Consider the following 15789-nt stretch of genomic DNA (forward strand, 5'->3'; position numbering starts at 1 on the left):
AAGTCCGCCGTCAGCGTGCCGCTACAGGTCTGAGTCTTGCCGACGAACGTTAAGATGACGAACACCGAATCGTCGGCACGGATGCTGACACGCACGCTGGCGACTTTGGCCGGTGCGTTCGCGCTCGTCCTGGCGGCGGTACTCGGCGTGATGTCGGCCATGGTGAGCGACACCAACCAGCTCGAAGCCACCCGCCAGCGTGACCGCGTCGAGACGGCGCTGGCGACGCAGGTGCGCCTGCGCCAGCTGCGCTTCGAGAATCTGCAGGCCGCGGGCGTGTTGCAGCCAATCCTCAACAGCCTCCTGCCGAGCGTCACCTTGCAATGGGCCTTTGCCCAGGTCAGCAATCGCTTCCTCGATTTCGACGGCACCTATCTGGTGACCGCCTCCGGCCGCATCCTCGCCGGCGTCCAACATGGCGAAACCGCAACCCAGGCCGACTACGACGCCCTGGCCCGGATCAGGCCGGACCTGCCTGGCGGCACGGCTCAGACAGAACCACAGGGCATCGGCGAAGGTCCGGTCACGGCCAGGCTGATCCAGAACGGCACCGACATCGTCGGTGTCATGGCCGCCGACCTGCGCAAGGGCGAGCAGACCGGCCGTCCCGCGTCGCCCGAGGCGGCTGCCTTCATCGTCGGCTATCGCAAGGTGACGCAGGCCCAGCTCGACGAGCTCGGCCTGCGCTATCGCCTCCCCCGTCTGGCAGTCGTGACCGAACGCCCCGTCAACCCGCTGGGACGGCGCGACATCTCCTCACCCGACGGCTCCGTCAACGCCTGGCTGAGCTGGACGCCGGAGCGGCCGGGCGATGCGATGATCCACCAGTTCGCCTGGGCACTCGGCGCGGTCGTCCTGCTGTTCGTCGCCCTGTTCGCCTATGTCTTCCATCGCCTGCGGAGCGCCGCCCAGCAGATCGCCGCACGCGAGAGCCAGATCCATCGCCTCGCCGGCCAGGACGAACTCTCTGGCCTGCCCAACCGCCGCACCTTCGACCTCCGGCTCGACCAGGAGATCGCACAGCTCGGTCGGACCAAAAGCGGCCTCGCCGTACTGCTGCTCGACCTCGACCGCTTCAAGGCCGTCAACGACACCTACGGCCACAATGCCGGCGACGAGCTGATCCGCCAGGCCGCCAGGCGCCTGACCACCGTCCTGCGGCTGGGTGACACGGTCGCGCGCCTCGGCGGCGACGAGTTCGGCATCATCCAGACCCATATGGAGGCGCCGAACGCCAGTGCCGTGCTCGGCCAGCGCATCCTCGACGCGCTGACCGAGCCTTTCGAGATTGGCGGCGTTGCCGTCAGCATCGGCTGCTCGATCGGCATCGCCCATGCACCGCGCGACGGCGCCGACCGCAGCACGCTGCTGCGCCTCGCCGACACCGCGCTTTATCAGGCCAAGAACGAAGGCCGGAACCGCTACTCCTTCTTCGAGCCGCAGATGAACCGGGCGCTGCATCTCAAGCGCATGGTCGAAGAGGATCTGCGCAACGCCATCGCCCGTGACCAGTTGCTGCTGCACTATCAGCCGCAGGTCTCGATCGACGGCTCCACCATCGTCGGCGTCGAGGCGCTGGTGCGCTGGCCGCATCCCGAGCACGGGATGATCCCTCCGTCCGAGTTCATCGGCATCGCCGAAGAGCGTGGCTTGATCGTGCCGCTCAGCGAGTGGGTGCTGCGCCGCGCCTGCGAGCAGGCGCGGCAATGGCCCGGCATCAAGCTCGCCGTCAACGTCTCGCCGATCCAGTTCCGCCATAAGGATTTCGTCGCGAGCGTGATCCGTGTCCTCAAGGAGACCGGCTTCGACCCCGAGCGGCTCGAGCTGGAGCTGACCGAGGGTGTCGTGGTCGAGGACGCCGATGCTGCCGAAGCCGCGATGATGGATTTGCGCGCCCATGGCGTCAGCCTGGCGCTCGACGATTTCGGCACCGGCTATTCGAGCCTGATCTATCTGCGCCGCTTCGCCTTCGACAAGATCAAGATCGACCGCTCCTTCCTCGAATACATGGAAGCGACCGGCGAATCGGCGATCCTGGTCCATTCGGTCGTGCATCTCGGCCGGGCGCTCGGCCTGCGCGTCTGCGCCGAGGGCGTCGAGACGGTCGAGCAGCACCGTTTCCTGCAGGCGATCGGCTGCCACGAATTGCAGGGCTTCCTGTTCTCCAAGGGCGTGCCCCCCGAGGAGATCGACCGCCTGCTGACACTCGACCGGCCGTTCGAGCAGGCGCTCGCAGCCTGAGCGAGAAGCTTAGAAGAAGCTCGCCAGCCAGCTCACCAGCGCGTAGGCGAAGCCCGCCGACAAAGCGAGGCCGACCGCGCCGACCACGGCTCCGGCGATGATCAGCACGCCGTCACGCTCGACCAGGCCGAGACCGACCAGGCAGACCGCGAGCCCAAGCGGGATCTGGCCGATGAAGGGCGCGGCCACGATCAGCCCGAGCGCCAGGAACAGCAGCACCGCGCCAAGCACCGGCAGCGCGAAGGGGCCGCCCAGCATGGTCAGCCGCGGCTTCGAGAAGCGCTCGAGCCGGATCAGTGGCGGCAAGGCGCGTTCGACGGCGCGCGCGAGGTCCGTCTGGGCGATGCTGCGGTTCAGCAGCCGCTGCGGCAGCCAGGGCGTCGCCCGTGCCATCAGCATCTGCGCGGCGACGAAGGCGAGGACCAGGCCGCAGACCAGCGGGATCGGCGGCGGCATCGGCAGGCAGTTCGGCAGGCCGAGCAGCACGACGAGCAACGCATAGGCCCGGTCGCGCAGCGCCGCGACGATGTCGCGGACGGCAACCCGCGGGCCCGGCAGATGAGCGAGCGCGATCAGCAGTCCGGAGGTGCGCAAAGGGGAGGACAAGCAGGCTCGCCAGGCGATGAGCAGGGCCTGCGGCCTAGCATGCCCCGCGGCGGACCAACAACCCCGCCGGGACGCATGCCTGTCAGTGCAACGTCAATACGCCGTTCACATTGACGATCTCGGCCGGGCGAATGAGGTGCGAATGCGCCACGGTGATCGAATGCAAGGGACCGTCGAGCTCGCGCCGCCAGAAATCGAGGAACTTGTGCAGCTCCGGGAAGCGCGGGGCGAGGTCGTATTCCTGCCAGACGTAAGCCTGCAGGAAGTCGGGATGATCGGGCATGCGGTAGAGGATTCTGGCTGTCGTCAGCCCGTAACCTGCAAGTTGGCGTAGGAAATCCTGCGAGACCATGACTGATACCCTCCTTGACCCAGGAAGACGATGAGCCGGCTGCCTTCAGGCTGCTCCGCGATGGTTAACAAACACTTGCGGGAATTTCTCCAACTGCCACACTCATGACATGTGGGGCGCCGTCCATCGGGACGGAAGGGGCGTTGGCGTGGCGTGGGGGGTCGCGAAGCGTTCGAGGTTGCTCGCGCGCGCCGCCGGCGCGGTGATCGCGCTCGCCTCCTCCCCTCTGAAGGCCGATCCGGCCCTGATGGAGCGCAGCCCGCTCTCGCTGGCGATCTTCGGCTCGCTCGAAGCCGACGCCAGCAAGACCTACGGCTCTGTCGGACTGAAATGGGCGTTCGGCAACAACGGTGGGCTCGATGCCAGCGGCTTCCGCCTCGGCCTGAAATGGGGCGAGAGCGTCGAGCCGGCCCAGCGCAAGCCGACGCAGGGGCGCCTCTACAAGACCGAGTTCAACGCGCTGCTCGGCCATGAATGGCGGATCGACGATACGTTCCTGTCGCTCTCGGCCGGCCCCGAGATCGAGGCCCGCTATAGCGAGAACCGCGGCAAGCGCAGCTTCGAGCAGCGCGGCATGTTGCGCCTGCAGGCCGATCTCTGGTCGAAACCCACCGATAACTGGCTCGTGCAGGCCAATGCCTATGCGATCCCTGGCGATCGCAGCCGCTATTGGGGGCGCCTGGCCGGAGGCTGGCGGCTGATGGATGAGCTTTATCTCGGCCCCGAGATCGAGGGCTACCGCGAGCGCGACTATCACAAGCTGCGGCTCGGCCTGCATCTCACCGGCTTGCGCCTCTTCGGCCTGGACTGGCGCCTGGCCAGCGGCGTCCAGAAGACGCGCGACGACAAGGCCGGCGCCTATGTCACGCTCGGGCTGCTCTGGAAGCGGTGAGGCTCAGCCGCGCGGCCCCTGCCCCGTCAGTGCGCGCAGCGCTTCCGGCGTATCGATGTCGAGCGCGATGGCGGGATCGTCGAGCGCGATCTCCTCGACCGCGTCGCCGACGGCATCGAGCAGGCGGCGCGCGCCCTGGTCGCCGTCGAGCTTGGCGACCTCGGGAAAGAGCTTTCGCGCCAGCAGCACCGGGTTGCCGCGCTGGCCGAGCAGCGTCGGCGCCACGGCGAGCGCATCGGCACGATCGGCGAAGGCCTGGGCCAGCCGGTCGATCACCCCCGCGGTGACGTTCGGCATATCGCCAAGCGAGACGACGACGCCGGGCACATCCTTCGGCAGCGCCGCAAGCCCGGCCTTGAGCGAGCCGGCGAGCCCCTCAGTGAAGGCCGGGTTGTGCACGAAGGTGACGTCGAGCCCGGCGAGCGCGGCGCGGACCTCATCCTGCTGATGACCGGTGACGACGATGACAGGCGCGGCGCGCGAGGCGATCTGTGCCTCGACCGCGTGGCGCACCAGCGGCTTGCCGCGCACCTGCTGCAGCAGCTTGTTGCCGGCGCCCATCCGGGTCGAACGCCCGGCCGCCAGCACGATACCGGCAACGGGGGCCGCCTCGCCACGTCCCGGCGCGCGCGGCTGCGGACGCGAGACGATCTCCATCAGCAGCCCGCCGACGCCCATCTTCTGGATTTCGGCGCGCGTCACCGGCACCTTGGCAAGGCTGCGCTGCAGCACCCAGTCGAAGCCGTTTTCCTTGGGCGAACGGGCGCAGCCCGGCGCGCCGATCACCGGCTTGCCGTCGAGTTCGCCGAGCATCAGCAGGTTGCCGGGATCGACCGGCATGCCGAGATGCTCGACCGTGCCGCCGGCTTCGACCAGCGCCTTCGGCACGACGTCGCGCCGGTCGGTGATGGCGGAGGCGCCGAAGACGACGACGATCTCGGCGGGCCCGGCGACCGCCTCGCGGATCGCCTGCGCCAGCGGCGGGCTTTCATGCGGCACGCGGGCATCGCGCTCGATCGCGGCGCTGGCCGGCTCCAGCCGCTCGGCCATGGTGCGCAAGGTCTTGTCGATCACGCTGGTCTTCAGGCCCGGCAGCAGGGTCGAGACCACCGCGACCGATTTCAGTTTGTATTCGGCGATCGAAATCGGCTTGTCGGCGCCAAGCCGTTCAAGCGCCTCGGCGATCCGCTTCTCCGGCACGGCATAGGGGATGATCTTGACCGTCCCGACCATCTCGCCGGCGACCACCGGCTTCAGAGCCGGCAGGGTCGCGACCGTGATCGCCTCGTCGACGGCGTTCAGCGCATCGATCACGGCGGTATCGATCTGCAGGATGCCCGCCGCCGCGGCGAACAGATTGACCCGGCCGGTGAACGGCGCCTCGGTCACCACCGCCCGGCCGGCCAGCGCCCGCGCCAGTTGCTCGGCGGCGGCGTTCTCGTCGATGTCGCCGGTTTCGAGCTGTACCGCGACGATCTCGGTCAAGCCGGCGGCGGCGAGCTTGCGCGCATCCTCCTCGCCGATCGTTGCGCCCTTGCGCACGATCGCCTCTCCAGCGCGTACGGTATGGGCCGCAACCGCACCCGCGGCTTCAGCGATGGGAATAGGACCGAACTTCATCAGCAGTCTTTCAAACAGGCTTGCGGCGCGGGCCACGCAGGGCCTGCACGATCTCTCCGAGGATGGCGAGCGCGATCTCGGCCGGCGAGACCGCCCCGATGTCGAGCCCGATCGGCGCGTGGATACGCTTCACATCGGCCTCGCCGAAGCCGGCCTCGGCCAGCCGCTCCAGCCGCTTGCCATGCGTCTTCCGGCTGCCGAGCGCGCCGATATAGAAACAGGTCGAGCGCAGCGCCGACTGCAAGGCGGGATCGTCGATCTTCGGATCATGCGTCAGCGCGACTAAGGCGGTGTAGCCGTCGAACCGCACCTTCTGCAGCGCTTCATCCGGCCACTCGGCGAGCAACGTCACCTCCGGGAAGCGCTCCTGCGTGGCGAAGGCGGTGCGCGGGTCGATGACCACGATGTCGAGATCCAGGAGCTTCGCCATCGGCGCCAGCGCCTGCGAGATATGGACCGCACCGGTGACGACGATGCGCGGCGGCGGCGCCTGCACGGTCAGGAAATAGGTCTTGCCGTCGACTTCGACAGTGCCGCTCTTGCCGCTGCGCAATTGCTTGTCGATGATCTCCGCCAGCACATCGCCGGCAAGGTCGATCTCCTTGACCAGGCGCTGCTCGCCCGAGCCGAGCTCAGTGACCAGCACCGTCGCGCGCCGGGCAGCGCGCTCGGCATTGAGCGTGGAGAGAAGCTTGAGATCCATGGCTCAGTTCCGGTCGAGCGCGATGCGGGCGCCAAGCCCGATCAGGATGGTGCCGCCGATCGCCCGGATCACGCGCTGCGCGGAGCCGTTGGCGGCAACCTTCGCCTGCATGTAGGAGGCGGTCAGCACCGTCAGGATCGACGAGGAGGTGAAGAGCAGGTTCACCACCACGCCGAGCACCAGGAACTGCGCCCAGAGCGGCAGGCTCGCCGACGGATCGACGAATTGCGGCAGGAAGGACACGAAGAAGATCGTCGTCTTCGGATTGAGCAATTCGACCGCGAGGCTGTCGGCAAGAGCTCGCATCGGCGTGCGCGGCGCGACATCGGCAGTGGCCTGCACCGGCGCCACGCGGCGGAAGAAGCTGATGCCGAGCCAGATCAGATAGGCAGCGCCGAGCAGCTTCATTGCCAGATAGAGTTCCGGCACATGCCGGAAGATCGCCGACAGGCCAAAGGCCGCGGCAAGGACATGGACATAATCGGCGAGGTGAACGCCGAGCACCGCCATGAAGCCGGCCTTGCGGCCACGCGACATGGTCTGGGCGGCGATGTAAAGCACCGCCGGTCCGGGGATATAGGCGAAGACGAGCGTCGCCAGGACGAGTGCGAAGAGGACTTCTATCGGCGCCATCGGGTCAGCCCTTGTCGGTGGCGAGCTTGAGGCCGAGCCCGATCATCAGCGAGCCACCGAGCCAGCGCCCGAAGGCAAAGCCGGCACGGCTCGCCTTCATCGTCTTCATCACCAGGCTGGCAGCGAGGACAGTGATCAGGTCGGCCGAGGAGAAGGCGAAGTTGACGATGGTGCCAAGGATCAGGAACTGCGCCCAGACCGGCAGCGCCGCAGCGGGATCGACGAACTGCGGCAAGAGCGCGATGAAGAACAGCGCGACTTTCGGGTTCAGCACTTCGACGATGAAGGAATCGACCAGTGCGCGCCGGACCGTCTTGGCCGGCACCACGGCCTGCGCCTCCACTCCCAGCTTGGAACGGATCATGCCGATGCCGAGCCAGACAAGATAAAGCGCGCCGACGATTTTCACGGCGACATAGAGCTCGGGCACATGCTTGAACACCGCCGACAGGCCGAAGGCCGCAGCGACGACGTGGACGTAGCAGCCGAGATGGATGCCGAGCATTGCCATCAGGCCGGCTTTGCGGCCATGGGCGATGGTCTGCGCCGCCGTGTAAAGCAGCGCCGGACCGGGAAAATAGGCGATGACCAGCGTCACCGTCGCGAAGGCGAGAAGCGTTTCCCAGGAGGGCATCGATAGGCTCCCTTAAGCCTTGACCGGCTCGACATAGACCTTGATCCGGCCTCCACAGGACAGGCCAACCTGCCAGGCAGCCTCGTCGGCGACTCCGAATTCGAGCATGCGAGGCTTGCCGTCGGCGATCACGTCGCCGGCTTCGGCGACGACCGCGCCCTCGACGCAGCCGCCCGAGACCGAGCCGAGGAAATTGCCCTCGCCATCGATGACGAGATGCGAGCCGACCGGGCGCGGGGCCGAGCCCCAGGTCTCGACCACCGTGGCGAGTGCGACGCCGCGCCCGGCCCTGGCCCAGGCCTCGGCGGTCGCCAGGATGTCGGTGTCGGTGCTGATCATGGAAGCGGTCCCGCTACGGATACGGTTGAGATCATGCCTCAACCGGCCTTCTTCAACCACTGGCGCGGATCGGTGATCTGCCGTGCATCGGATGACAGCGCGGCGCAGAGATCGGCCATCGCCGCGAGATTGTGGATCGGCCGGAACTGGTCGACATGCGGCAGCATCGCCCGGATGCCGCTGGCCCGCGCCTCGAAGGCGTCATAGCGCAGCAGCGGGTTGAGCCAGGTCAGTTGCCGGCAGGAGCGGTGCAGGCGGTCCATCTCGAAGGAAAGATCGGGGCCAAGATGTCGCTCCAGCCCGTCGGTGAAGAGCAGCACCACCGCCCCGCCCGTGAGCACCCGGCGGGACCAGACCCGGTTGAAGGCGTGCAGCGCCGAAGCGATGCGCGTGCCGCCTTCCCAGTCGGGCGCCGCCTTGCCGGCGAGCGCCAGTGCCTCGTCGGGATCGCGGGCGCGGAGCATGCGCGTGACATTGGTCAGGCGCGTGCCGAAGACGAATGAATGCACGCGCCGACGCTGCTCGGTGACGGCGTGCAGGAAATGCAGGAAGATGCGCGAATACTCCGCCATCGAGCCGGAGATGTCGACGAGTGCAACCAATGGCGGATGAACCTCGGCTCGCTCGCGGAAGGCCAGATCGATCGAGGCGCCGCCGCTGCGCAAGGAGCGGCGGAAGGTTCGGCGCGGATCGATCCGCGCTCCGACATGGGCGGGCTGGAAGCGCCGCGTCGGCACGGCATCATCGGGCAATCGCAGCTCGGCGATGAGCTGGCGTGCTTTGGCGATCTCGGCCGCGCTCATCTGGGCGAAATCGCGCGATTTCAGCGTCTCGCGCTCGGAAACGGTGAGCCGCGCGCTGAGTTCGGTCAGCTCGACCGGCGGCTCCTCCTCGCGCGGCGGCGGGGTGAAGGCCTCGGCGACGCGCAAGGCACCGGCTTCCGGCTTCTGCGGCTCGCTGTCGACCCGCGGCGTCACCGGCGACATCTGCGCCATCAGTTTCTCGATCAGCCCGCGCCGGCGCCAGAACAGCCGGAAGGCCTGGTCGTAGACGGCCGAATCCTCGTGCTTCTTCACGAAGATCGCATGCAGCGCCCAATAGACATCGTCACGCCCGCCGAGCGCGCCATCGGCCAGCGCCTCGACGGCCTCGACCACGGCACCCGGCCCGACGCGCAGGCCGGCGCCCCGCAAAGCGCGGGCAAAATAGGCGACGTTTTCGGGCAGCTTGCCGGTCATTGTTCCCTTCCCCCCGCTTGCGGTGGGGAAGGGTTAGGGATGGGGGGCCGGAAAGCTGGAACCCTACCCTTCATCGCCTCGCCAAGCGGCACTGCCCCCCACCCCAACCCWCCCCACCGCAAGCGGGGAGAGGGAGAAAGGCGGCAGCGCTTCGACGAAATCATCAAGCAGCCGTCTCGGTCATGAACACCTTCTGGGCCACGACCCATTTACCGTCGACCTTCAGGAAGGACAGAAGATCGGTGAAATAGCGCGGTGGCACCTGGCACTTGACCTTGACCAGCGCCATGGACGGCCCGATCAGGTCGACCGCCAGCACATGGTCGCCGCGCTCGAGGCCGTTTTCCTTCGGCGACTTGCGGTTGCGCACCGCCTCGAACCATTGCTCGGCCGGCAGAATCTTGAGCTCGCCGTCGAGCGACTGCGTCAACGCGCTGCTCGGATGGAACACCGAGATCAGCTTGTCGACGTTCCCCTCATAGAGCCCGTCGAGATAGGTCCAGGTCGCGGCCTCGATCGCCTTGATGTCGCTGTTCATCGCTTCTCTCCCACTGCCTGTCATGGCCGGCTTCGCGCCGGCCTTACGGAGACTAGTACCGTCTTGCGATGGAATTCTCGGGTCTGCGCTTGACCCAAGCATGACGACCTACCCCCGCGCCGCCTGCTTGGCCTGATCGAGCAGTTCGCCGACCTTGGAGCCCTGCATCGCCTGGATGTCGTCCTGGTACTTGAGCAGCGCGCCCAGCGTATCGGAGACGATTCTCGGGTCGAGCGCCACCGCGTCGAGCTCGACCAGCGCGCTCGCCCAGTCGAGCGTCTCGGCAACGCCCGGCGCCTTGAACAATTCCTCCTTGCGGATCGCCTGCACGAAGGAAACCACCTGCTTCGCCAGCTTGGCCGGGGCGCCCGGCGCCTTCGCCTTCAGAATGGCGAGCTCGCGGGCGGCGTCGGGATAGCCGACCCAGTGATAGAGACAGCGGCGCTTCAGCGCGTCATGGATCTCGCGGGTGCGGTTCGAGGTCAGGATCACGATCGGCGGCTCGGCCGCCTTGATCGTGCCGAGCTCGGGGATCGTCACCTGCGCATCGGCCAGCACTTCGAGCAGGAAGGCCTCGAAGGCTTCGTCGGTGCGGTCGAGCTCGTCGATCAGCAGGATCGGCGCTCCGCCTTCCTGCGGCTCCAGCGCCTGCAGCAGCGGGCGCTTGACCAGATAGCGCTCGGAGAACAGGTCGCTCTCCAGCCGCGCGCGGTCGCCAGCCACGCCACCGGCCTCGGCGAGGCGGATCGCCATCATCTGGCCGGCATAGTTCCACTCGTAGACGGCGGAGGCGAGGTCGAGCCCCTCATAGCATTGCAGGCGGATCAGCCGGCGCCCGAGCGCGGCGGAGAGCACCTTGGCGATCTCGGTCTTGCCGGTGCCGGCTTCCCCCTCGAGCAGCAGCGGCCGCTTCATCCGGAGCGCCAGGAAGAGCACGGTCGCCAGCGCCCGGTCGGAGACATAGCCCTGGGATTGCAGCAGGGACAGCGTGGCGTCGATGGAGGTCGGCAGTGAGGCAGTAGTCATGCGGTCCCGGTCTTGGCAGATGTCGCAGCGGCGCCAGCCTGGCAAGGCCGGTTTGACCTGTCACGATCCTTAGTCCCTAACAGGCCGAAGGGATAGCAAGCGGAGAGTCCGGCGTGCTCGGCGTAATGTACATCGTCGCGATCATCGTCGAAGCCATGTCGGCTGCATTGGCGGCCGGCCGCCGAAGCATGGACTGGGTCGGCGTCTGCATGCTCGGCTGCATCACGGCGCTCGGCGGCGGCTCGGTGCGCGACATGCTGCTCGGTCATTATCCGCTGAGCTGGGTCAAGCATCCGCATTACCTGCTGATCACGGCCGGCGCGGCGCTCGTCACCATCGGCCTCGCCCGGTTCATGCACAGGCTGCGCAAGATCTTCCTGCTGCTCGACGCCATCGGCCTCGTCCTGTTCACCGTGATCGGCTGCAATGTCGCGCTGGAGATGCAGCAGCCTTTCATCATCGTGATCACCGCCGGGTTGATCACCGGCTGCGTCGGCGGCGTGCTGCGCGACATGCTCTGCGCCGACATTCCATTGCTCTTTCGCAGCGAGCTCTACGCCACCGTCTCGGTGGTGACCGGGCTGATCTATGTCGCCGGGCTCGGCGTCGAGCTGCCGCATGATTTCGTCACGGTGCTGGCCATGACGGTCGGATTGCTGCTTCGCCTGCTGGCGCTCCGCTTCAACTGGAGCATGCCGAAATTCATCTACACGCGCGATCTGCACTGAGTGCCTCGGTCGACGTCACTCTGCTGCCGGGTTCTGGTCGCAGGCTCCGCCAGATTGCAGGCGGAGGACAAGCCATGACCGAGACAGCCCAACTCGCCGCCGATTTCGTCGCCCTTCTCAAGGACGGCAAGCACGAGGACGCGGCACGCAGCTACAACGCCGACGATATCGCCAGCTACGAGAACATGCCCGGGCCGATGGCGGAGTGCCATGGCAAGCAGGCGGTGAAGGGCAAGGGCGAGTGGTGGACCGCCAATCACGAGGTGCATGAGTTCACCACCGCAGGCCCCTATCTCAATGGCGACCAGTTCGCCGTGCACTTCTACTTCGACGTCACCGTCAAGGAGAGCGGCGAGCGCCGCAAGATGCGCGAGATCGGGCTCTACACCGTGAAGGGCGGCAAGATCGCCGAGGAGCGGTTCTTCTATTGACGGACCGCCGTCTCGGCGCTTCTTCTGCGCGCCCTTGAGCGCCGATACGCCGCGAAAGGCCTGTCATGACCCGCCATGTCGTTTCCGCACCGCTGGTCAGTCGCCATCATGTCCAGAGGATCGAAGGCTCTCCCGCGAGGGCCTTCGCGCTGCTCTGCCCATCCGCCGAGGAAGACTGGCTCGACGGCTGGCGTTTCGAGATGGTGCATTCCGTCTCGGGCATGGCGGAGAAGGGCTGCGTCTTCCTCACCCGGCAGCATGGCGCCGAGCCGACCTTGTGGTTCACCAGCGACTACGAGCCGGACGAGCGCATCCGCTTCATCCGCTTCACGCCGGGCGAAGCGCTGACCGAGATTGACATCCGCCTGACGCCGGCAGCGCATGGCTGCGATGTCGACATCCGCTATACCGTGACCGGCCTTGCCCCCGGGGCGGGAGCAGCGCTCGCTGCCTTTTCGCAGGAGCGCTGGATCGCAATGATGGGCTTCTGGGAGCAGTCCATGAACCACTACCTGAAGACCGGCGAGCGCCTGCTCGCCGGTTAGCCCGCCTTCCCCGTCGCCTGCGCCACGGCCTGCTTGGCCATTACGCCGATGAGATGGGCGCGGTACTCGGCATCGGCATGGATATCGCCGTTGATGCCCTTGGCGGTGTGCTTGAGGCCGTCGAGCGACTTGCCCGCAAAGCGCGCCTTCAGCGCCGCTTCCGCTTCCGGCCAGCGGAAGACACCGCCCTCGCCCGCCCCGGTGACCGCCACCGCGATCTCGCTGCCGCGCTTGGCGACGAAGACGCCGACCAGCGCATAGCGCGAGGCCGGATTGCGGAACTTGGCATAGCCCGCCTTGGAGGCGACCGGGAACGAGATCCTGACGACGATCTCACCCTCATCCAGCGCCGTCTCGTAGAGGCCGCTGAAGAATTCGTCGGCCGGCAGCTTGCGCTTGTTGGTCACCACCGTCGCGCCGAGCGCCAGCAGCGCCGCCGGATAATCGGCCGCCGGGTCGTTGTTGGCGACCGAGCCGCCGATCGTGCCGCGATGGCGCACATGCGGGTCGCCGATATGGCTGGCGAGATAGGCCAGCGCCGGGATCGCCTCCTGCACATCGGGCGAGGCGGCGACCTCGGCATGGGTCGTCATCGCGCCGATCACGAGGTTGCGGCCCTTGCGGGCGATGCCCTTGAGGTCGGCGCAGGAGGAAAGGTCGACCAGCGCGCCGGGTGAGGCCAGGCGCTGCTTCATCGTCGGCAGGAGCGTGTGCCCGCCCGCGAGGAGCTTGGCGTCCTCCTTCTTGGCGAGGAGGCTGGCGGCCTGACGCGCGGTCGCCGGGCGGTGATAGGTGAAGGCGTACATCGTCTCGTCCTTTCAGATCACTCGGCAGCCATGCGGCTGAGCGTTTTCTGTGCGGCGCGCCAGACGGCCTGCGGCGTCGCCGGCATGGCGATGTCCTCATGCCCGAGCGCGTCGGTGATGGCGTTGATGACTGCGGGCGGCGCGGCGATAGCGCCGGCCTCGCCGCAGCCCTTGATCCCCAGCGGGTTCGACGGGCACGGCGTCACCGTCATGCCGACCTCGAAGGACGGCAGATCGTCGGCGCGCGGCATGCAGTAGTCCATGAAGCTCGCGGTCACGAGCTGGCCGTCGGCATTGTAGCGGGCGCCTTCGAGCAGCGCCTGGCCGACGCCCTGGGCGATGCCGCCATGGACCTGGCCCTCGACGATCATCGGATTGATGACATTGCCGAAATCATCGACCGCGGCCCAGCGCTCGATCCTGGTGATACCGGTGTCCGGATCGATCTCAAGCTCGCAGATATGGACGCCGGCCGGGAAGGTGAAGTTGGTCGGGTCGTAGAATGCCCCCTCCTTCAGCCCCGGCTCGAGGTCCTGGCCGTTGAACTTGTGCGCGACATAGGCCTGCAGCGCGCAGGAACCGAAATCGAGCGTCCGGTCGGTGCCCTTGACGGTGAAGTTACCATCCTTGAAGTCGATATCGGCCTCGTCGGCCTCCAGCACATAGGCTGCGACCTTCTTGCCCTTGGCGATCACCTTGTCGATCGCCTTGAAGATCGCCGACATGCCGACGGCGCCCGAGCGCGAGCCATAGGTGCCCATGCCCATCTGCACCTTGTCGGTGTCGCCATGGATGATCGAGACGTTCTCCAGCGGCACGCCGAGCCGGTCGGAGACGAGCTGGGCGAAGGTGGTCTCATGGCCCTGGCCATGGCTGTGCGAGCCGGTCAGGACCTCGACCGTGCCGATCGGGTTGACCCGGACCTCGGCCGATTCCCACAGGCCAACGCCGGCACCGAGCGAGCCGACCGCAGCGGACGGGGCGATGCCGCAGGCCTCGATATAGGCGGAGAAGCCGATGCCGCGCAGCTTGCCGTTGCGCCCGGAGTCGCGCCGGCGCTTGGCGAAACCCTTGTAGTCGATCGTCTCCAGCGCCTTCTTCAGCGAGGCGCTGTAGTTGCCGGTGTCGTACATCATGATCACCGGCGTCTGGTGCGGGAACTTCCTGACGAAGTTCTGCGTGCGGAACTTGGCCGGATCCTTGCCGAGCTCGCGTGCCGCGACCTCGACCAGCCGCTCGACCACGAAGGTCGCTTCGGGACGCCCCGCGCCGCGATAGGCATCGACCGGAGCGGTGTTAGTGTAGACCGCATCGACCTCGCAATAGATCGCCGGGATGTCGTATTGGCCCGACAGCAGCGGCGCGTACAGATAGGTCGGCACCGACGACGAGAAGGTCGAGAGATAGGCGCCGAGATTAGCGGTGGTGTGCACCCGCATCGCCAGCATCTTGCCGTCGGCGTCCATGGCGAGCTCGGCATGGGTGACGTGATCGCGGCCATGCGCGTCGGAGAGGAAGGCCTCGGTCCGGTCCGAGGTCCATTTCACCGGCCGGCCGACCTTCTTCGCCGCCCAGACGCAGACCGTCTCCTCGGCATAGATGAAGATCTTCGAGCCGAAACCGCCGCCGACATCGGGGGCGATCACGCGCAGCTTGTTCTCCGGCGCGATGCCGATGAAGGCCGAGAGCACGAGCCGCGCCACATGCGGATTCTGACTCGTCGTGTAGAGCGTGAAGGCGCCCTCACCCTGGTCGTAATCGCCGACCGCGGCGCGTGGCTCCATCGGGTTCGGCACCAGCCGGTTGTTGACGATGTCGAGCTTGGTGACGTGCTTGGCCGCCTTGAAGGCTGCATCGGTCGCAGCCTTGTCGCCGAGATGCCAGTTGAACACCGTATTGTCCGGCGCCTCGGCATGAACCTGCGTCTTCGATTTCGCAGCGCCCGCCGTATCGACCACCGCCGGCAGCACACCGTAATCGACGACGATAGCCTCGGCAGCGTCGCGCGCCTGCGCCAGCGTCTCCGCGACGACGACCGCAATGTGGTCGCCAACATAGCGGACCTTGCCCTGGGCCAGCGCCGGATGCGGGCCGGCCCTCATCGGCGAGCCGTCCTTGTTGTGGATCATCCAGCCGCAGATCAGCCCGCCGACCTTGTCGGCAGCAAGATCGTCGCCGGTGAAGATCCCCAGCACGCCGGGCATCGCCGCAGCGGCTTTCGTATCGATCGTCTTCAGCGTGGCATGCGCATGCGGCGAACGCAGGAAATAGGCATGGGCCTGGCCAGGCCGGTTGATGTCGTCGGTATAGCGGCCCTGGCCCGTGATGAAGCGGTGGTCTTCCTTGCGGCGTACGGGAGCGCCGATTCCGGTGGCGGACATGGATTCCTCCTGGCGGTGGAGCAGGATCAGCGCGAAGAACCGGTTCCCACTTTTTCGCATCCTGCTCTGGCGTGGC

The 15789-nt window shown here is 67.1% G+C and carries 17 protein-coding genes; 5 read left to right on the plus strand and 12 right to left on the minus strand.

Annotated features, from left to right (window positions below):
* The first annotated feature begins 54 nt into the window (after window positions 1-54).
* Complete coding sequence (locus AC1DS0_RS14310; protein ID WP_476814970.1) at window positions 55-2241, plus strand: putative bifunctional diguanylate cyclase/phosphodiesterase; 2187 nt, start codon at window positions 55-57, stop codon at window positions 2239-2241.
* A gap of 9 nt (window positions 2242-2250) precedes the next feature.
* On the opposite strand, the gene AC1DS0_RS14315 is transcribed toward AC1DS0_RS14310, so the two are convergent.
* Window positions 2251-2847 carry an exopolysaccharide biosynthesis protein gene (locus tag AC1DS0_RS14315; protein ID WP_476814971.1) on the minus strand — a complete coding sequence of 199 codons (597 nt, stop codon included), beginning with the start codon at window positions 2845-2847 and terminating at the stop codon, window positions 2251-2253.
* Window positions 2848-2929: 82 nt separating this feature from the next.
* On the minus strand, window positions 2930-3199 hold the full coding sequence (locus AC1DS0_RS14320) for an usg protein (RefSeq protein WP_152012701.1): 270 nt from the start codon (window positions 3197-3199) through the stop codon (window positions 2930-2932).
* Window positions 3200-3377: 178 nt separating this feature from the next.
* Between AC1DS0_RS14320 and bcsS the strand changes: the two genes are divergently transcribed.
* Complete coding sequence (bcsS, locus tag AC1DS0_RS14325) at window positions 3378-4091, plus strand: cellulose biosynthesis protein BcsS (RefSeq protein WP_476814972.1); 714 nt, start codon at window positions 3378-3380, stop codon at window positions 4089-4091.
* Between the two features lie 3 nt (window positions 4092-4094).
* Here the strand turns inward: bcsS and AC1DS0_RS14330 are convergent, their stop codons facing one another.
* The 8 genes from AC1DS0_RS14330 to AC1DS0_RS14365 all read right to left on the minus strand — a co-directional run bounded on the left by AC1DS0_RS14330 (window position 4095) and on the right by AC1DS0_RS14365 (window position 10822).
* The gene (locus tag AC1DS0_RS14330; RefSeq protein ID WP_476814973.1) at window positions 4095-5711 is read right to left on the minus strand and encodes an NTP transferase domain-containing protein; all 1617 of its coding nucleotides are present in this window, start codon (window positions 5709-5711) and stop codon (window positions 4095-4097) included.
* Between the two features lie 10 nt (window positions 5712-5721).
* On the minus strand, window positions 5722-6414 hold the full coding sequence (locus AC1DS0_RS14335) for an XdhC family protein (RefSeq protein ID WP_476814974.1): 693 nt from the start codon (window positions 6412-6414) through the stop codon (window positions 5722-5724).
* Between the two features lie 3 nt (window positions 6415-6417).
* Window positions 6418-7047, minus strand: a complete 630-nt coding sequence (locus tag AC1DS0_RS14340; RefSeq protein WP_476814975.1) for a LysE family translocator — start codon at window positions 7045-7047, stop codon at window positions 6418-6420.
* 4 nt (window positions 7048-7051) lie between these two features.
* Complete coding sequence (locus AC1DS0_RS14345) at window positions 7052-7681, minus strand: LysE family translocator (RefSeq protein WP_476814976.1); 630 nt, start codon at window positions 7679-7681, stop codon at window positions 7052-7054.
* Window positions 7682-7693: 12 nt separating this feature from the next.
* On the minus strand, window positions 7694-8020 hold the full coding sequence (locus AC1DS0_RS14350) for an XdhC family protein (RefSeq protein WP_476814977.1): 327 nt from the start codon (window positions 8018-8020) through the stop codon (window positions 7694-7696).
* A 38-nt stretch (window positions 8021-8058) separates the two neighbouring features.
* Window positions 8059-9258 carry a vWA domain-containing protein gene (locus tag AC1DS0_RS14355; protein WP_476814978.1) on the minus strand — a complete coding sequence of 400 codons (1200 nt, stop codon included), beginning with the start codon at window positions 9256-9258 and terminating at the stop codon, window positions 8059-8061.
* 163 nt (window positions 9259-9421) lie between these two features.
* Window positions 9422-9796: a nuclear transport factor 2 family protein gene (locus AC1DS0_RS14360; RefSeq protein ID WP_476814979.1), complete on the minus strand. Its 375-nt coding sequence runs from the start codon at window positions 9794-9796 to the stop codon at window positions 9422-9424.
* A gap of 108 nt (window positions 9797-9904) precedes the next feature.
* On the minus strand, window positions 9905-10822 hold the full coding sequence (locus AC1DS0_RS14365) for an AAA family ATPase (protein WP_476814980.1): 918 nt from the start codon (window positions 10820-10822) through the stop codon (window positions 9905-9907).
* Window positions 10823-10947: 125 nt separating this feature from the next.
* Here AC1DS0_RS14365 and AC1DS0_RS14370 point away from each other — a divergent pair, with 125 nt between their 5' ends.
* The 3 genes from AC1DS0_RS14370 (at window position 10948) to AC1DS0_RS14380 (ending at window position 12526) form a co-directional block, all read left to right on the plus strand.
* A complete protein-coding gene (locus tag AC1DS0_RS14370) occupies window positions 10948-11550 on the plus strand; it encodes a trimeric intracellular cation channel family protein (protein WP_476815173.1) in 603 nt (200 codons plus the stop codon).
* Between the two features lie 74 nt (window positions 11551-11624).
* Entirely contained in the window at window positions 11625-11981 is a 357-nt protein-coding gene (locus AC1DS0_RS14375; protein ID WP_476814981.1) for a SnoaL-like domain-containing protein, read from the plus strand.
* A 65-nt stretch (window positions 11982-12046) separates the two neighbouring features.
* A complete protein-coding gene (locus tag AC1DS0_RS14380) occupies window positions 12047-12526 on the plus strand; it encodes a hypothetical protein (RefSeq protein ID WP_476814982.1) in 480 nt (159 codons plus the stop codon).
* Here AC1DS0_RS14380 and AC1DS0_RS14385 read toward each other — a convergent pair.
* Complete coding sequence (locus AC1DS0_RS14385) at window positions 12523-13332, minus strand: FAD binding domain-containing protein (RefSeq protein WP_476814983.1); 810 nt, start codon at window positions 13330-13332, stop codon at window positions 12523-12525. The two genes, AC1DS0_RS14380 and AC1DS0_RS14385, sit on opposite strands and share 4 nt — an antisense overlap.
* A gap of 17 nt (window positions 13333-13349) precedes the next feature.
* Entirely contained in the window at window positions 13350-15713 is a 2364-nt protein-coding gene (locus AC1DS0_RS14390) for a xanthine dehydrogenase family protein molybdopterin-binding subunit (protein WP_476814984.1), read from the minus strand.
* Window positions 15714-15789: the final 76 nt, after the last annotated feature.

It is taken from the genome of Allobosea sp. P4_H5 (assembly GCF_056400825.1).